The organism is Streptomyces sp. NPDC048600, from assembly GCF_055587025.1.
On record NZ_JBVJGZ010000022.1, the window covers coordinates 71261 to 86897 of the forward strand.

Consider the following 15637-nt stretch of genomic DNA (forward strand, 5'->3'; position numbering starts at 1 on the left):
GCGGTCACACCTCCTCGGGTTCGGTGAGCAGGGGGTAGACGCCGTTCTCGTCGTGGTCCTCCCGGCCGGTGACGGGCGGGTTGAACACGCAGATGCAGCGGAAGTCCTGAAGGACACGCAGCGAGTGCCGCTCGTGCCCGTCCAGCAGGTACATGGTCCCGGGAGTGATCGAGTACGCCGTCCCGGTCTCGTGGTCGGTGAGTTCGGCGGCGCCCTCCACGCACACGACGGCCTCGACGTGGTTCGCGTACCACATCGACGTCTCCGTCCCGGCGTAGAGCACGGTCTCGTGCAGGGAGAAGCCGACCCTCTCCTTGGCGAGGACGATGCGTTTGCTCTCCCAGGTCCCGGACGCGGCCTTCACATGGCGGTCGGTTCCCTCGATGTCCTTGAACGAACGGACGATCACGGTGGTGCGGTCCCTCCTGCGTCAGACGGTGATGGCGGGTGCGGTCTCCCGGACGGCGCGGGCGAGCACCCGCAGACCCTCGTCCAGTTCGTCCGGGGTGATGGTCAGCGCGGGCAGCAGCTTGACGACCTCGCTCTCGGGCCCCGAGGTCTCGATCAGCAGCCCCAGTTCGAAGGCACGCCGGGCGACCCGCTCGGCGCGCGACTTGTCGTGGAACTCCAGGCCCCACACCAGGCCCCGGCCGCGGTACTCGCGTACGTCGGCGAGGTTCTCCTCGGTGATCTCGACGAGGGCCTGCTCGACCTGCTCGCCGCGGGTGCGGGTCTGCTTCTCCATGGCGGCGCCGTCGGCCCAGTAGCTCTCCAGCGCCGCGGTGGCGGTGACGAAGGCCGGGTTGTTGCCGCGGAAGGTGCCGTTGTGCTCGCCCGGTTCCCACACGTCCAGCTCCGGCTTGAACAGGCACAGCGACATGGGCAGGCCGTAGCCGCTGATGGACTTGGACACCGTGACGATGTCCGGCACGATGCCGGCCTCCTCGAAGGAGAAGAAGGCGCCCGTACGGCCGCAGCCCATCTGGATGTCGTCGACGATCAGCAGCATGTCCTGCCGCTCGCACAGCTCGGCCAGCGCCCGCAGCCACTCCGGGCGGGCGGCGTTGATGCCGCCCTCGCCCTGCACGGTCTCCACGATCACGGCGGCGGGCTTGTTCAGCCCGGACCCCTGGTCCTCCAGCAGCCGCTCGAACCAGAGGAAGTCGGGGACCGTGCCGTCGAAGTAGTTGTCGAACGGCATCGGCGTGCCGTGCACCAGCGGGATGCCGGCGCCCGCGCGCTTGAAGGCGTTGCCGGTCACGGCGAGCGAGCCCAGCGACATCCCGTGGAAGGCGTTGGTGAACGACACGATCGCCTCGCGCCCCTTCACCTTGCGGGCCAGCTTCAGCGCCGCCTCCACGGCGTTGGTGCCGGTCGGGCCCGGGAACATCACCTTGTACGGCAGGTCCCGCGGCCGCAGCACCAGATCCTGGAAGGTCTGCAGGAACGCGCGTTTGGCGGTGGTGGACATGTCCAGGCCGTGGGTGACGCCGTCGCGCTCCAGATAGTCGAGCAGCGCCCGTTTCAGCACGGGGTTGTTGTGCCCGTAGTTCAGCGAGCCCGCTCCGGCGAAGAAGTCCAGGTACGCGTGGCCGTCCTCGTCGTACATACGGCTGCCGCGCGCGCGGTCGAAGACGGTGGGCCAGCCGCGGCAGTAGCTGCGCACCTCGGACTCGAGGGTCTCGAAGACGCTGAGGTCGGGCTGGGTGATGGTCACGGCGAATCGCTCCTCAATGCGGCGGAAGGGTCAACGGGACTGCGGTGCGGCCAACGGGCCGATGCGGTACAGGACTTCGGGGTCGTGCGGGCCGTCCGGGAACTGCTCCCGGCCGAACAGCACCTCTCTCTCGACCCGGGCGCCGTGCCGCTCGGCGAACGAGGCGAACAGCCGCTCGGAGGCGGTGTTGCCCGGGGTGATGGTGGTCTCGACGCACAGGACGGCCCGCTCCTCGGCGACCCGCCCGGCCAGTGCGTCGAGCAGGCGCCCGGCGAGGCCCCGGCCCCGGTGCCCGGCGTCGACGGCCACCTGCCACACGAGCAGGGTCCCCGGCCGGTCCGGCCGCAGGTACCCGGTCACGAAGCCCACGGGCTCCCCGTCCGCGTCCCGCGCCACCGCCGACGTGGCGGCGAAGTCACGGCACCACAGCAGATAGCTGTACGACGAGTTCAGATCGAGGTTCCCGGATTCCTTCGCGAGCCGCCAGAGAGCGGCTCCGTCGGAAATGTCCGGGCGGTCGACAATCAGGTCTGTCAGGTCTGCGGGTGCGGTGGTCATGCGGATTGAATTTAGCGAGGCAAATTGAAAATTGCATCGCCGTTTGCCCTTGGGTGGCGCGACAGTTCGTGTTATCACGCGGGCGCGAGGGTTGGGGTGTTTTGGGGCGATATCCGGCCTGTGAAAAGGCGCATAACGGACTCAGTGTGGAGCGTGTCACACCCGTCACATGTTCACGGAATCTTGGCGTTTACGCCAATCGAAAGCGGGCAGGAGAATATGGGCGGCTAGGCTCGACGGAATTCTTTTGTTTGTTTGGAATTCGACCGGAGGGGAATTCCCGAACATGTGCCGAGAATCCCGCGCACCGCCCCCTGCTCACCGGGCCGCGGCGTCCAGGGCCGCGAGGCTCCGGCGGGCGGTCTCCACCGAGGCGTCGGCCCCGTAGTGGTTGACCCGGATCATCTCCGCGGCCAGGGCGCCCCCGCCCGCCGCCAGCGGCACCTCCGGATCGGCCGCCAGCGCGCGGGCGACCAGTTCGGCGGCGTGGCGCCCGTCCGTCACCCGCAGGGTCGTCGCCACCGGCGCCGCGTCCCGGACCTCGTGCACATACGGCTGCAGGCCGACCGTGGCCGCACCCTCCCGCACGGCCAGCGCGGCCGCCCGGTGCCGGGCCGTCACCGAGTCCAGCCCCTCCGCCTCGATCCGCTCCAGGCACGCCTCCAGCGCGAGCATCTCCAGCTGGGCGGGCGCGTGCGGCAGGGCCTTGCGGCCGGCGTCGACCCAGCGCTCCTTCCAGTCCAGCAGGGAGAGATAGGAGCGGCGGGGTGCACGGGGGTTCTCCGCCATACGGGCCCAGGCCCGCTCGCTCACCGACACCGCCGACACGCCGGCCGGTCCGCCCATCGCCTTCTGCGCCCCGATCACACACAGATCGACACCCCACGCGTCCGGCAGCACCGGCTCGGCCCCCACGGAGGCGACCGCGTCCAGGTAGAACAGCGCGCCCTGCTCGCGCACGACCTCGCCGATCTCCGCGACGGGGTTGGTGTTGCCGGTCGCGGCCTCGGCGTGCACCAGCGACACGAAGTCGATCTCCGGGTGCCGGGCGAAGGCCTCCCGCACCTGCGCGGCGGTCACGGCCGTGTGGAAGGGGACCGCGAGGTCGATCACCGTGGCCCCGCAGTCCCGCAGCCAGCCGCCGAAGGTCTGCCCGTAGGGCCCGGTGATCACGTTCAGCGCGGTCGTGTCCGGCCCGGCCGTGCCCCGGATCGCGCCCTCCAGCGGCAGCAGTGCCTCGCCCTGCATGATCACGACGTCCTGGCGGGTGTCGAGCAGCCGTGCCACCCGGTCCTCGATCGAGGCGAAGCGGGTGGCGCTCAGCGGGGCGAGGTCCAGGAAGGGGTGGGTCACGGCGTTGCTCTTTTCGCTACTGCTTACGGGAACGGCCCCGCGGGAGCGGTCTCCCGGGATCGGCCGCAAGGGAGCCTAATCGTTGCCACAGGCTCTCATCCGTGCGCGCCGCGCCCTGTTCACCGTCGACTTCTTAGGCCGGACGGCTCTCTGGCCAACGGATTGATTTGAGGACCTCAAACGTCTCCTTATAATCGGAACGCACAGTTCCCCCCTAGGAGGTCCTCCCGTGAACACCGTCATCGGCCGCCGGGCCCGCGCCCTGGCCGCCATCACCGCGACGGCCGGGCTGGTCCTCGTGGCCGGCTGCTCCTCCGACGACGACGGCGGCAGCGGTACGAAGACCGCCGCCGGTGGCGTCGAACTCGTCAAGGCCGGTCAGCTCACCACCTGCACCCATCTGCCCTATCCGCCCTTCCAGTCGGAGATCGACGGCAAGGTGCAGGGCTTCGACGTCGCCCTGATCGACCTCGTCGCCGAGGACCTCGGTGTGCAGCAGGAGATCCTCGACACCCCGTTCGAGAACTTCAAGACCGGTGCCTTCCTCAACTCCGGGGAGTGCGACCTGGCCGCGGCCGGCATGACCATCACCGACGAGCGCAAGAAGAACGTCGACTTCTCCGACCCCTACTTCGACGCCACCCAGGCGGTCCTCGTCGACAAGGAGAGCGGCATCTCCTCCTTCGCCGACCTCGACGGCAAGAAGGTCGGCACCCAGGCGCAGACCACCGGTGAGGACTACGCCAAGTCCAAGGGCCTCGACCCGGTCTCCTTCGAGTCCTCCGACGCCGTCCTCAACGGCCTGCGCACCGGCCAGGTCGACGCCGTGATCATCGACTACCCCGTCGTCCAGGGCTGGCTGAAGGACAAGGCCAACGCCGACGCCTTCACGGTCGCCGAGCAGCTCAACACCGGTGAGCAGTACGGCTTCACCGTGAAGAAGGGCAACACCGAGCTCCAGGCGGCCGTCAACAAGGCGCTCGCGGACGCCAAGGCCGACGGCACGTACAAGAAGCTCTACGAGCAGTGGATCGGCCCCTACGAAGAGTCCGCCGCCTCCCCGGCCGCGTCCTGATGGCCGACACGGACGTACAGCTCCAGCCGAGGAAGAAGGGCCTCACCCGGCGGCAGAAGCAGCGGCTGTCACGCGGCACCCAGTACGTGGTGTTCGTGGCGGCCCTGCTGGCCGTCGGGTTCTCGGCCGACTGGGACCGGCTGAAGAACCAGTTCGCCCAAGGCGACATCGCCCGGGAGATGTTCCCGGACGTCATCACCACGGCCCTGAAGAACACGGTTCTCTATACGCTGTCCGGCTTCGCCGTCGGCATCGTCCTCGGTCTGGTCGTCGCGCTGATGCGGCTGTCGCCGGTGCGGCCCTACCGCTGGGTCGCCGGCGTCTACATCGAGATCTTCCGCGGGCTGCCCGCCCTGCTGATCTTCGTCTTCATCGGCGTGGCCGTGCCGCTGGCCTTCCCGGGCACGCAGATCCCCGGCGGGACGTACGGCAAGGTCGCGCTCGCGCTAGGCCTGGTGGCGGGCGCGTACATGGCGGAGACCTTCCGCGCGGGCATCCAGGCCGTGCCCAAGGGGCAGATGGAGGCGGCCCGTTCGCTGGGCTTCTCGCCCGCGCGTGCCATGGTCTCGATCATCCTGCCGCAGGCCTTCCGGATCATCCTGCCGCCGCTGACGAACGAACTGGTCCTGCTGTTCAAGGACTCCTCGCTCGTGCTGTTCCTCGGTGTCACGCTGGAGGAGCGCGAGCTGACCAAGTACGGCCGCGACCTCGCCAGCACCACCGCCAACTCCACACCGATCCTCGTCGCCGGCCTGTGCTACCTGCTGGTCACGATCCCGCTCGGTTTCGTCGTACGCCGTATGGAGGCGAAGGCCCAGGAGGCCGTCAAGTGAGCCGACCCGAGATCGAGATCCGCGGCCTGCACAAGTCCTTCGGCACCAACGAGGTGCTGCGCGGCATCGACCTGGAGATCGGCCAGGGCGAGGTCGTCTGTGTCATCGGCCCCTCCGGCTCCGGCAAGTCCACGCTGCTGCGCTGTGTGAACCTGCTGGAGGAGCCCGGCAAGGGGCAGGTGTTCGTCGGCGGCACCGAGGTCACCGACCCGGACGTCGACATCGACGCCGTACGCCGCCGCATCGGCATGGTCTTCCAGCAGTTCAACCTCTTCCCGCACCTCACCGTGACCGAGAACCTCACCCTGCCGCAGCGCCGGGTGCTGCGGCGCGGCAAGGCGGAGGCCGAGAAGGTCGCCGCCGAGAACCTGGAGCGGGTCGGCCTCGCCGAGAAGGCCGGCGCCTACCCGTCCTCCCTCTCCGGCGGCCAGCAGCAGCGCGTCGCCATCGCCCGCTCGCTGGCCATGGGCCCCGAGGTGATGCTCTTCGACGAGCCGACCTCGGCACTCGACCCGGAGCTGGTCGGGGACGTGCTCGCGGTCATGCGGATGCTCGCCGACGAGGGCATGACCATGATGGTCGTCACCCATGAGATGACCTTCGCCCGCGAGGTCGCCGACCGGGTGGTCTTCATGGACGGCGGCGTCGTCGTCGAGGACGGCCGGCCCGAGGAGGTCATCACCCGCCCGCGCCACGAACGCACCCGGCACTTCCTGTCCCGCCTCCTGGACCCGGCGATGGCCGACGTCGAGGAGGGGACGGGCGACCAGGTGGGCAAGGACGACTGAGGCCTCACTATCGTGCGGTGCATGAGCGAACGCGCGGTGCTGCACGTGAAGGGCCGGATCCTGGTCGGCCCCGAAGAGGTCCGGGACGAACTGTGGGTCGTCGACGGGCGGATCTCCTACGACCGTCCCGTCGACGCCCGTGACGTACGCACGGTCGAGGGCTGGGCGCTGCCCGGCCTGGTCGACGCGCACTGCCATGTCGGCCTGGACTCGCACGGCGCGATCCCGCAGGACATGGCCGAGAAGCAGGCGCTGACCGACCGCGAGGCCGGCACCCTGCTGATCCGCGACGCCGGCTCGCCCTCCGACACCCGCTGGATCGACGACCGCGAGGACCTGCCGAAGATCATCCGGGCGGGCCGGCACATCGCCCGCACGCGCCGCTACATCCGCAACTACGCCTGGGAGATCGAGCCCGAGGATCTCGTCGCCTACGTCGCCCAGGAGGCCCGGCGCGGCGACGGCTGGGTCAAGCTGGTCGGCGACTGGATCGACCGCGACCTCGGCGACCTCTCCGCCTGCTGGCCCCGCGAGGCCGTCGAGGCGGGCATCGCGGAGGCCCACCGCCTGGGCGCCCGTGTGACGGCCCATTGCTTCGCCGAGGACTCCCTGAGGGACCTGGTGGAGGCGGGCATCGACTGCGTCGAGCACGCCACCGGCCTGACCGACGACCTGATCCCCCTCTTCGCCTCCCACGGGGTCGCCATCGTCCCGACGCTGGTCAACATCGCGACCTTCCCGGCGCTCGCCGACGGCGGCGAGAGCCGGTTCCCGCGCTGGTCGGCCCATATGCGCCGACTGCACGAACGCCGCTACGACACGGTCCGCAACGCCTACGACGCCGGTATCCCCGTCTACGTCGGCACCGACGCCGGGGGCACCCTCCCGCACGGTCTCGTCGCGGCCGAGGTCGCCGAGCTGGTCACCGCAGGCCTCCCGCCGGTCGACGCCCTCGCCGCCACGACCTGGGCGGCCCGCGCCTGGCTGGGCCGCCCAGGACTCACCGAGGGCGCCCCGGCCGACCTCGTCGTCTACGACACGGACCCCCGCGCGGACGTCCGCGCCCTGGCGGCCCCGCGCCGCATCGTCCTGAACGGCCGGGTGACAGGCTGACCCGGGACCCTCACTCCGGGGCCGGCTGATCGTTACCGGCCCCGGCGGGCCCTCGTTGTGCACCCCCGTCCGCGCGCCGCCCCGTCGGCCTGCGGATTCGCCACCGGGGCGCGTGAGGGTGAGGGCGGGGAACATCCGTGCCGTGGAAATCGAAAACGAGAACGGAAACCCCACGATGGAGTGAAGTGACGGAGGATCGCTGCCCGTTCACTCTCAGTGCGTAATCCTTTCGGGGTCCCAAGCAGTCTCCTCTGGGGGTCCCACGAAGTGAACGGCACCAACGTCCGCCTGCCCGCACGCAGATTCGCCGCCGCCGCGGCGGCCACGGCCCTGATCGCGGGTCCCGCCGCGCTGGCCGCCGCGGGTCCCGCCCACGCGACCCCCGACCAGGGCCGCGCGAGCGCCGTCGTCCTGCGCACCGGGCTCGACGTGGCCCTGCTCGACAAGACCGTGAACGTCCCGCTCGCGGTCTCCCTCAACGAGGTCCAGGCCCCGCGGAGCGCCGAGAAGACCGCCCTGACCGCGCAGCTCGACGGCGTCGACGGGGGCAAGCCCTTCAGTGTGCTCAGCGCGCGGGTCGCCGAGGCCGAGGCCACGGTCACCGACGACAAGGCCGAGGCCAGTACCCGCCTCGCCCAGGCCAGGCTGCACGTCCCCGGCCTGCCGCTGCTCTCGGTGATCGAGGTCGAGGAGGTCACGTCCAGCGCGGTCTGCGAGACCGGCGAGGCACCGGCCGCCGAGGCGAACGTCCTCGGCGCGGTCACGGTCCTCGGCAAGAAGGTCACCCTCACGGCGGGCGGCACGACCGACGTCCAGGTGCCCGGCGTCGGCGAGGTCAGGCTCGACCTGTCCCAGCGCGAGACGACCTCCCGCACGGCCGCCGCCACCGCCCTCGAACTCAAGGTCTCCATCAACCCGCTGAAGCTCAACGTCGCCGACGTCGAGGGCGTCCTCACCCTCGCCGAAGCCACCTGCGAGACCCCGCCGACCGCACCGACCGTCCAGAGCCCGGCGCCCTCCCCGGTCACCGAGGTCGAGCCCCAGGGCGCCCCGGAGGAGGCCAACCTCGCGGAGACCGGCGGCAGTTCCACGATGCCCTACGTGGCGGGCGGCGCGGTGGCCCTGCTCGCCCTGGGCGGCGGAGCGGTGGCCCTGGCCCGCCGCCGAAGCTGACGCCGCAGCCGCGGCCGACGGTGGTGGGCGCATCCGAACCCGCCCACCACCCGCCCGGCCGGGTCAGCGGGAGCGCGGCGACGCCGCCCACGGTCCGCCTTGCAGCCGCAGCCGGCCCCGCCCGCCCGGTGCCTCGCCCGTCGGCACTGCCACCGCCCGTCCGCCTTGCAGCCGCAGCCGGCCCCGCCCGCCCGGTGCCTCGCCCGTCGGCACTGCCACCGCCCGTCCGGCTTGCCGCCGCGGCTGGACTCGCCCGGCTGGTGCCTTGCCTGTCGGCGGGCTGATTCGGGTGGTGGGTCTGCGGTGGTGGCGCTCGCGGTTCGGTTTGCCGCAGCGGCGGGCCGCGCCCGTCCGGTGTCTCGCCTGTCGGCGGACCGTCGGCGCCGCCACTGCCCGTTCGGCTTGCCGCCGTGGCTGGACCCGCCTGTCTGGTGCTTCGCCTGTCGGCGGACCGTCGGTGCTGCCATCGCCCGTTCGGCTTGCCGCCGCGGCCGGCCCCGCCCGTCCGGTGCCTCGCCTCGCGGCCTGCCGATTCGGGTGGTGGGTGTCCGGCGGCGCCGCCCTCGGCTCGGTTTGGCGCCGCAGCGCCTGGGCCCGCCCGTCTCGTGCCTCGCCTCTCCGACGACCGATTCGGGTGGTGGGTGGGCGTAGGTCGGGGGTCCAGGGGGCGGAGCCCCCTGGGGGTCAGGCGAGGGTGGCCCGGAGGGCTTCGAGGAACCCGTTGACCGTCGCCCGGTCCCGGACCGCGACGCGGAGCCAGTCCGCGTCCAGGCCGGGGAAGGTGTCCCCACGGCGTACCGCGTAGCCGAGCTGACGCAGACGCCCTCGGACCCGCGCCGCGTCAGGCAGCCGGACCAGCACGAAGGGCCCCTCGGCCGGGCCGGCCACCCGTACCCCCGCCCCGGCCAGCGCCTCCAGCCCGGCCACCAGATGCGCCCGGTCCGCGGCGGCACGGTGCGCCGCGTGAGCCGCCTCCGCGAGAGCCCGGGGCGCCACACACGCCTCCGCCGCCGCGAGCGCGGGCGACGACACCGGCCACAGCGGCTGCGCCCGCTCCAGCTCACCGACGACCTCCGGCGCGGCCAGCACATAGCCGACCCGCAGCCCCGCCAGCCCCCACGTCTTCGTCAGCGACCGCAGCACCACCAGCCCCGGCACATCGGTCCGCCCGGCGAGCGCCTCCCGCTCACCGGGCACCGCGTCCAGGAACGCCTCGTCGACCACCAGGGTCCGGCCCGGCCGGGCCAACGCGGCGATCGCCGCGGCGGGATGCAGCACCGACGTGGGATTCGTCGGATTCCCGATCACCACCAGGTCCGCGCCCTCCGGCACCAGCCCGGCATCCAGCCGGAACCCGTCGGCCTCCCGCAGCAGCACCCGGTCCACCGTGTGCCCGGCGTCCCGCAGCGCGGCCTCCGGCTCGGTGAACTGCGGATGCACCACCACCGGCTGCCGCACCTTCAGCGCCCGCGCCAGCAGCACGAACGCCTCCGCCGCACCGGCCGTGAGCAGCACCCGCTCCGGCGGGAGCCCGTGCCGCGCCGCGACCGCCGCCCGCGCCGCCCGCCCGTCCGGGTAGGCCGCGAGGCCGGCCAGCGACCCGGCGATCACCTCCCGCAGCCAGGCGGGCGGAGTGTCCGCACGGACGTTCACGGCCAGGTCCACCAGCCCGCGGCCGTCGTCACGGACCTCCGCGTCCCCGTGGTGGCGCAGATCGTGCCCGCCGCCGTCCTCAGTGGGCATGCGCGTGCCCACCGTGGTGGTGATGCCCGTGCCCGTGCGGGTGGTCGCCGTCGTCGTCCGGGTGGAAGTGCGGCTGCTGCGGCATCCCCACCTTGTCCTCGAAGCCCGGCAGCGCGATCCGGTACACGCACGAGTCGCAGTTCATCCGCAGATCGCCCTTCAGGGCCTCCCGGTACCGCTCCATCACCAGATCCAGCAGCTCCGGCTCGGGCCCGATGACATCCGCCGAACGCACCTCGGCCTCCGGATGCCCGGCGGCCCACGCCGACGTCTGCTCCCGCACCCGGTCCGGCAGGATGCCCGTGAACAGGAAGTACGGCAGCACGACGATCCGCCGCGCCCCCAGCCTCACGCAACGGTCCAGCCCGCTCGGCACGTCCGGCGCCGCCAGCGACACGAACGCCGTCTCCACGCCCGCGAACCCGCGCCCCTCCCACAGCAGCCGCGCCGCCTTGTGCACCTCGGCGTTGGCGTCCGGGTCGGTCGAGCCGCGCCCCACCAGCAGCACGGTCACCTCGGCCCGGTCCCAGTCGCCGAGCACCTCCGCCAGCCGCCGCTCCAGCACGTTCAGCAGCGACGGGTGCGGTCCGAGCGGACGGCCGTAGGTGTACGAGATCCCGGGGTGCCGCTCCTTCTCACGGGCCAGCGCCGCCGGGATGTCGCCCTTGGCGTGCCCGGCGGACACCAGCATCAGCGGAACCGCCGCGAACCGCCGGACACCCCGCTCGACCAGCTCGGTCACCGCCTCGCCCAGCGGCGGCGGGGACAGCTCGATGAAGCCGCCCGCGACGGGCAGTTCGGGGTGGCGGCGGCCCAGCTCCCGTACGAAGGCGCGGAAGGCCTCCGCTCCGGCTTCGTCCCGGGTGCCGTGACCGGCGATCAACAGGGCGGGCGGCGTGGTCACAAGGTCTCCTCAGACGGTGGAACGGGGTGGTACAGAAGGGCGTTGAGCGCGGCCGAGGCCACCGCCGAACCGCCCTTCTCGGACACGTTGCTGACAGCGGGCAGCCCGCTCTCGCGCAACGCGGCCTTGGACTCGACCGCGCCGACGAACCCGACGGGCAGTCCGACGACCAGGGCCGGGGCGGCGTCCAGCGTCAGCAGCTCCTCCAGCGCGGTCGGCGCGTTGCCGATCACCCAGAGGGCCCCCGGGCCGACCTGCTCGTAGGCCAGCCGGATCGCGTGCGCGGAACGGGTCAGCCCCGGGCCCGCCACGGCGTCCCTCAGCCGGCAGACGGTCTCCCGGCGCGTGATGCCCGCCGCGACCATCTCCACGTCCACGACGACCGGCGCCCCCGAGTGCAGCGCCGCGTGCGCCTTCGCCAGCTCGCCCTCGTCCATGACGAGATCGTCCGCGTACTCCAGGTCGGCGGCGGAGTGGATCACCCGCTCCGTCACCGCCCGGGTCAGCGGCGACAGGTGCGAGGTGTCCAGCCGGGCCCGCAGCCGACGGTAGGACTCCACCTCGATCGGGTGGACGACACGGTTCACTGGGGCTCCTCCTGCCAGCGGTAGCCGCGCGGCGTCACCATGCGCCCCGCGATGTTCCGGGTCGCCGTGTTGCCCACGGTCACGACCGTCATCATGTCGACGGTCGCCGGGTCGAGCTCACCGAGCGAGGTCACCCGGCTCGACTCGTCCGGCCGCGAGGCGTTGCGCACGACACCCACCGGCGTGGCCGGCGCGCGGTGCTCGGCGAGGATGCCGAGCGCCTTCGGCAGCTGCCAGTCACGGCCGCGCGAGCGCGGGTTGTAGAAGGTGACCACGATGTCCGCCTCGGCCGCCGCCCGCACCCGCCGCTCGATGACCTCCCACGGCGTGTGCAGATCGGACAGGCTGATCGACACATGGTCGTGGCCCAGCGGCGCGCCCAGGATCGCCCCCGCCGCGAGCGCCGCGGTCACCCCGGGCACCCCCACCACGTCGATGTCGTCGGAGGCCTCGGCGAGCGCCGGGGACGCCATCGCGTACACGCCCGCGTCACCGCTGCCGATCAGCGCGACCGCCTGGCCCCTGCGGGCCTCGGCGACCGCCGTGCGCGCCCGCTCCTCCTCGGCGCCGAGCCCCGACTCCAGCACCCGGGTGCCCGGCCGCAGCAGATCGCGGATCTGGTCGACGTACTGGTCGAGCCCCACCAGCACCGAGGCCCGCCGCAGCTCCGCCTTCGCGCGCGGCGTCAGCAGGTCACGGGCACCCGGCCCGAGCCCCACCACCGCGAGCCGCCCGCGCCCCGGCCGCCGTACGACCGCGCAGGTCGCCATCGCCGGACTTGCCGCGGACTTCCGCTTCGGCACGAGGAGTTCACCTCCGCCGATCAGCGCGGCGGCCTCCGCCACCGACGGCGTGCCCACGGCGGCCAGCGGCGCGTCGGACGGGTTGGGCACCGCCACACCCGCCAGCGCGTCCGCCGGGTACGTCACCAGCGGCACACCGAGCCGCTCGGCGGCCAGGACGATGCCCGCCTCCTCCGACTTGGCGTCCACGGTGGCCAGTTCGGCGACGCTGCGCGAGGACAGTCCCGCCTCGCGCAGGGTCTCCTCGACGAGCCCCAGAACCTCCGCCACCGGCGCGCCCTTCGACGCGCCCACCCCCACGACCAGCGTCGGCGGGCGCAACAGCACCTCCCCGGCCGCCGGTTCACCCGCCCGGTCGGTCACCCGCACCCGGTACGCGCCGGAGTCCGCGAGCGGCAGCGGCGGCAACGGCCAGGCCACCTCCGCCTCCAGCGCGACCGGCTCCCCGTCCAGCAGCGCCCGCGTCACCCCGGCGACATCGCCCTCGAAGGGCAGACCGAGCGTGTCCAGACCCGGGATGCCGACCGCGTCCGTCGCCGTGGTCACCACCGGCACGGCCGCCAGCGACTCGCCCACCTCACGCGCGAGCTCGTTCGCGCCGCCGCCGTGCCCGCCGAGCAGCGCCACCGCGAACCGGCCGCCCTCGTCGACACACACCACACCGGGGTCGCTCGCCTTGTCGCCCAGCAGGGGCGCCACCAGCCGGACGACCGCGCCCGTGGCCAGGAAGCACACCAGCTGCTCGCACTCCCCGAACGCCCGCCGTACGGCGTCGGCGACCGGACCGTCGTACACCCGCGTCCGCTCCGGCCACGCGGCGGCCAGCCGGTCACGCGCCGCCGCCCCCGCCGCGGTGGCGGAAATGAGGCCGATCACTGGGCTACTCCTTCTCTACGGGCCGCGGGACGTACGCCCCACAGCAGGAAAACGGGATTGGCCGCCGCCAGCCGGGTCACCTCGCCCGGCAACGGCGCCAGACGGGACGACTGCAACAGCACCCCGTCACAGCCGAAACCGGCACCGGTGAGCGCGGCGCGCACCGCCGGCACCCGGTCGAGCGCCGCCATGGCGACCACCACCGTGCGCCGCGCCCGGCGCGCGCACGCGGTCACGATCGCGGGCAGCTCACTGCCGCCACCGCCCACGAACACGGCGTCGGGATCGTCCAGATCGGACAGCACGGTCGGCGCGGCCCCGTGCACCACCTGCACATCGACGCCGTGCGCGGCCGCGTTCGCACGCACCCGCTCCACACCGTCCGGGGTCTTCTCCACCGCGGTCACCGCCGCCCCGAGCCGCGCGCACTCCACGGCCACCGACCCCGAGCCCGCGCCGACGTCCCACACCAGGTCGCCCGGGCGCGGCCCCAGCCGGGCGAGCGCCAGCGCCCGCACCTCGAACTTGGTGATCATCGAGTCACGGTGCTCGAACTCGCCCTCGTCCAGCGCCCATCCGGCGGGCGGCACCGGCAGCCCGGCATGGGCGCGCACCGGGCCGAGCGAGCGCCGCTCGTCCAGGCTCAGGACGACACTGACCGCCGGACCCCAGTCCCGGGCCGCCGCCTCCGCGGGCGTGACCCGCTCCAGCCGCTCCTCCGGCGAGCCCAGCGCGGTCGCCACCACCAGCACCCGGTCGTACGACCGCAGCGCCGCGCCCAGTTCGGCGGGCCCGGCCCCCGGCCCGGTCAGCACCGCCACCTTCGGGTACGCCCGGCACATCTGCACGGCCGTACGCGGATCGCGCCCGTGCGCGCTGACCACCACGGCGTCCTCCCACGGCAGCCCCGCCCGCGCGAACGCGGCCGCCACCGAGGACACCCCCGGCCGCACGTCCAGCGTCTCCCGCCCGAACCGCTCGGCCAGCGCCCGTACGATCCCGAAGAAGCCGGGGTCGCCCGAGGCCAGCACGACGACGGGACGGTCCTTCGCGACGTACTCCCCGATCGTGTCCAGGGCCGGAGCCAGCGCGCCCAGCACGACCTGCTCCACGGTCCCGGGCAGCCGTACCGCCTCCAGATGCCGCCGCCCGCCCACGACGAGCTCGGCCCCGGTCAGGACGTCCTCGGGGACCGGCGCCCCGGTGCCCGTACCGACCACCGTGATCATGTGGAGGCACCCCGCTCGCGCAGCGCCCTGCGGGCCTCCGGGTCCGCCTTGCGATAGCCGTGGAAGTGGCCCGGGTGGTACAGGTGCGAGCGCGTGCCGTGCGCGTCCAGCGCCGGGCCCACCAGGAACAGGGTGTGCTTCCAGAGCTTGTGCTCCTTCACGGTCTCCTCCAGCGTGCCGATCGTGCAGCGCGCGATCAGCTCCTCCGGCCAGGTCGCCTGGTAGGCGACGACGACCGGGGTGCTCGTCGGATAGCCGCCCTCCAGCAGCTCCCGCACCAGCTGCCCGCTGCGGGCCGCCGACAGGAAGATCGCCATCGTGGTGCCGTGCTTGGCGAACTCACGGACCTCCTCGCCCGGCGGCATCGGCGTCTTGCCGCCGCCCAGCCGGGTCAGCACCACCGACTGCGCCACCTCGGGGATGGTCAGCTCGCGCCCGGCCAGCGCGGCCACCGCCGAGAACGCGGACACGCCCGGCACGATCTCGGTGGCGATACCGATCTCCTCGCACCGGTCGAGCTGCTCCTGCGTACCACCCCACAGGGCGGGGTCGCCCGAGTGGATACGGGCCACACGCAGGCCCTCCCCACGGGCACGCCGGTACACGTCGACGACGTCCTCCAGCGACATCTGGGCGGAGTCCAGGATCTGCGCGTCCTCGCGCGCGTGCTCGAGGACCTCCGCCTGCACCAGGCTCGCGGCCCAGATCACGACGTCGGCCTCGGCGATGGCGCGCGCGGCCCGGAACGTCAGCAGATCGGCGGCGCCGGGGCCGGCACCGACGAAGGTCACCTTGCCGGTGGGGGCTTCGGCCATGGGAATCGGTCCTCTCCTACGGTCCTGCGGGTTCTACTGCGGTTGCTGGTGGCGGATGTGCGCCGGCGCC

The 15637-nt window shown here is 72.9% G+C and carries 15 protein-coding genes; 5 read left to right on the forward strand and 10 right to left on the reverse strand.

What is annotated here, in order from left to right; all coding sequences use genetic code 11:
* Positions 1-4: 4 nt before the first annotated feature.
* The 4 genes from ACZ6SQ_RS26835 to ACZ6SQ_RS26850 all read right to left on the reverse strand — a co-directional run bounded on the left by ACZ6SQ_RS26835 (position 5) and on the right by ACZ6SQ_RS26850 (position 3628).
* Positions 5-409, reverse strand: coding sequence for an ectoine synthase (locus tag ACZ6SQ_RS26835; protein WP_469566373.1), 405 nt, complete (start codon positions 407-409; stop codon positions 5-7).
* Between the two features lie 21 nt (positions 410-430).
* Positions 431-1717, reverse strand: coding sequence for a diaminobutyrate--2-oxoglutarate transaminase (gene ectB / locus ACZ6SQ_RS26840; RefSeq protein ID WP_469566375.1), 1287 nt, complete (start codon positions 1715-1717; stop codon positions 431-433).
* 30 nt (positions 1718-1747) lie between these two features.
* Entirely contained in the window at positions 1748-2275 is a 528-nt protein-coding gene (gene ectA / locus ACZ6SQ_RS26845) for a diaminobutyrate acetyltransferase (RefSeq protein ID WP_469566378.1), read from the reverse strand.
* A 318-nt stretch (positions 2276-2593) separates the two neighbouring features.
* Entirely contained in the window at positions 2594-3628 is a 1035-nt protein-coding gene (locus tag ACZ6SQ_RS26850; protein WP_469566380.1) for a pyridoxal-phosphate-dependent aminotransferase family protein, read from the reverse strand.
* 229 nt (positions 3629-3857) lie between these two features.
* Here ACZ6SQ_RS26850 and ACZ6SQ_RS26855 point away from each other — a divergent pair, with 229 nt between their 5' ends.
* The 5 genes from ACZ6SQ_RS26855 to ACZ6SQ_RS26875 all read left to right on the forward strand — a co-directional run bounded on the left by ACZ6SQ_RS26855 (position 3858) and on the right by ACZ6SQ_RS26875 (position 8610).
* Positions 3858-4703: a basic amino acid ABC transporter substrate-binding protein gene (locus ACZ6SQ_RS26855; protein WP_469566383.1), complete on the forward strand. Its 846-nt coding sequence runs from the start codon at positions 3858-3860 to the stop codon at positions 4701-4703.
* Positions 4703-5536, forward strand: a complete 834-nt coding sequence (locus ACZ6SQ_RS26860; protein WP_386379422.1) for an amino acid ABC transporter permease — start codon at positions 4703-4705, stop codon at positions 5534-5536. Before ACZ6SQ_RS26855 ends, ACZ6SQ_RS26860 begins: the two co-directional genes overlap by 1 nt.
* Complete coding sequence (locus ACZ6SQ_RS26865; protein ID WP_469566385.1) at positions 5533-6324, forward strand: amino acid ABC transporter ATP-binding protein; 792 nt, start codon at positions 5533-5535, stop codon at positions 6322-6324. The genes ACZ6SQ_RS26860 and ACZ6SQ_RS26865 overlap by 4 nt, the downstream gene beginning before the upstream one ends.
* Before the next feature lie 21 nt (positions 6325-6345).
* Positions 6346-7437: an amidohydrolase family protein gene (locus tag ACZ6SQ_RS26870; RefSeq protein WP_469566387.1), complete on the forward strand. Its 1092-nt coding sequence runs from the start codon at positions 6346-6348 to the stop codon at positions 7435-7437.
* 267 nt (positions 7438-7704) lie between these two features.
* Complete coding sequence (locus ACZ6SQ_RS26875) at positions 7705-8610, forward strand: SCO1860 family LAETG-anchored protein (RefSeq protein WP_469566390.1); 906 nt, start codon at positions 7705-7707, stop codon at positions 8608-8610.
* A gap of 684 nt (positions 8611-9294) precedes the next feature.
* On the opposite strand, the gene cobC is transcribed toward ACZ6SQ_RS26875, so the two are convergent.
* From cobC to cobM, 6 genes are read right to left on the reverse strand one after another with little or no spacing between them, the layout of a single operon-like run.
* Positions 9295-10353: an Rv2231c family pyridoxal phosphate-dependent protein CobC gene (gene cobC, locus ACZ6SQ_RS26880; RefSeq protein ID WP_469566392.1), complete on the reverse strand. Its 1059-nt coding sequence runs from the start codon at positions 10351-10353 to the stop codon at positions 9295-9297.
* Positions 10343-11257 carry a sirohydrochlorin chelatase gene (locus ACZ6SQ_RS26885; protein WP_469566394.1) on the reverse strand — a complete coding sequence of 305 codons (915 nt, stop codon included), beginning with the start codon at positions 11255-11257 and terminating at the stop codon, positions 10343-10345. Before ACZ6SQ_RS26885 ends, cobC begins: the two co-directional genes overlap by 11 nt.
* The gene (locus ACZ6SQ_RS26890) at positions 11254-11844 is read right to left on the reverse strand and encodes a precorrin-8X methylmutase (RefSeq protein WP_469566396.1); all 591 of its coding nucleotides are present in this window, start codon (positions 11842-11844) and stop codon (positions 11254-11256) included. The genes ACZ6SQ_RS26885 and ACZ6SQ_RS26890 overlap by 4 nt, the downstream gene beginning before the upstream one ends.
* Positions 11841-13523 (reverse strand): precorrin-3B C(17)-methyltransferase, encoded by a 1683-nt coding sequence (gene cobJ / locus ACZ6SQ_RS26895; protein ID WP_469566398.1) that lies wholly within the window; start codon positions 13521-13523, stop codon positions 11841-11843. Before cobJ ends, ACZ6SQ_RS26890 begins: the two co-directional genes overlap by 4 nt.
* Positions 13520-14752, reverse strand: coding sequence for a precorrin-6y C5,15-methyltransferase (decarboxylating) subunit CbiE (cbiE, locus tag ACZ6SQ_RS26900; RefSeq protein WP_469566400.1), 1233 nt, complete (start codon positions 14750-14752; stop codon positions 13520-13522). Before cbiE ends, cobJ begins: the two co-directional genes overlap by 4 nt.
* On the reverse strand, positions 14749-15567 hold the full coding sequence (gene cobM, locus ACZ6SQ_RS26905; RefSeq protein WP_469566401.1) for a precorrin-4 C(11)-methyltransferase: 819 nt from the start codon (positions 15565-15567) through the stop codon (positions 14749-14751). The genes cbiE and cobM overlap by 4 nt, the downstream gene beginning before the upstream one ends.
* Positions 15568-15637: the final 70 nt, after the last annotated feature.

Excerpts from the sequence above, each read along its gene's own strand:
- cobC (WP_469566392.1), bottom strand. The coding sequence starts at position 10,353 with ATGCCCACTGAGGACGGCGGCGGGCACGATCTGCGCCACCACGGGGAC.
- cobM (WP_469566401.1), bottom strand. The coding sequence starts at position 15,567 with ATGGCCGAAGCCCCCACCGGCAAGGTGACCTTCGTCGGTGCCGGCCCC.
- ACZ6SQ_RS26870 (WP_469566387.1), top strand. The coding sequence starts at position 6,346 with ATGAGCGAACGCGCGGTGCTGCACGTGAAGGGCCGGATCCTGGTCGGC.
- ACZ6SQ_RS26860 (WP_386379422.1), top strand. The coding sequence starts at position 4,703 with ATGGCCGACACGGACGTACAGCTCCAGCCGAGGAAGAAGGGCCTCACC.
- ectA (WP_469566378.1), bottom strand. The coding sequence starts at position 2,275 with ATGACCACCGCACCCGCAGACCTGACAGACCTGATTGTCGACCGCCCG.
- cbiE (WP_469566400.1), bottom strand. The coding sequence starts at position 14,752 with ATGATCACGGTGGTCGGTACGGGCACCGGGGCGCCGGTCCCCGAGGAC.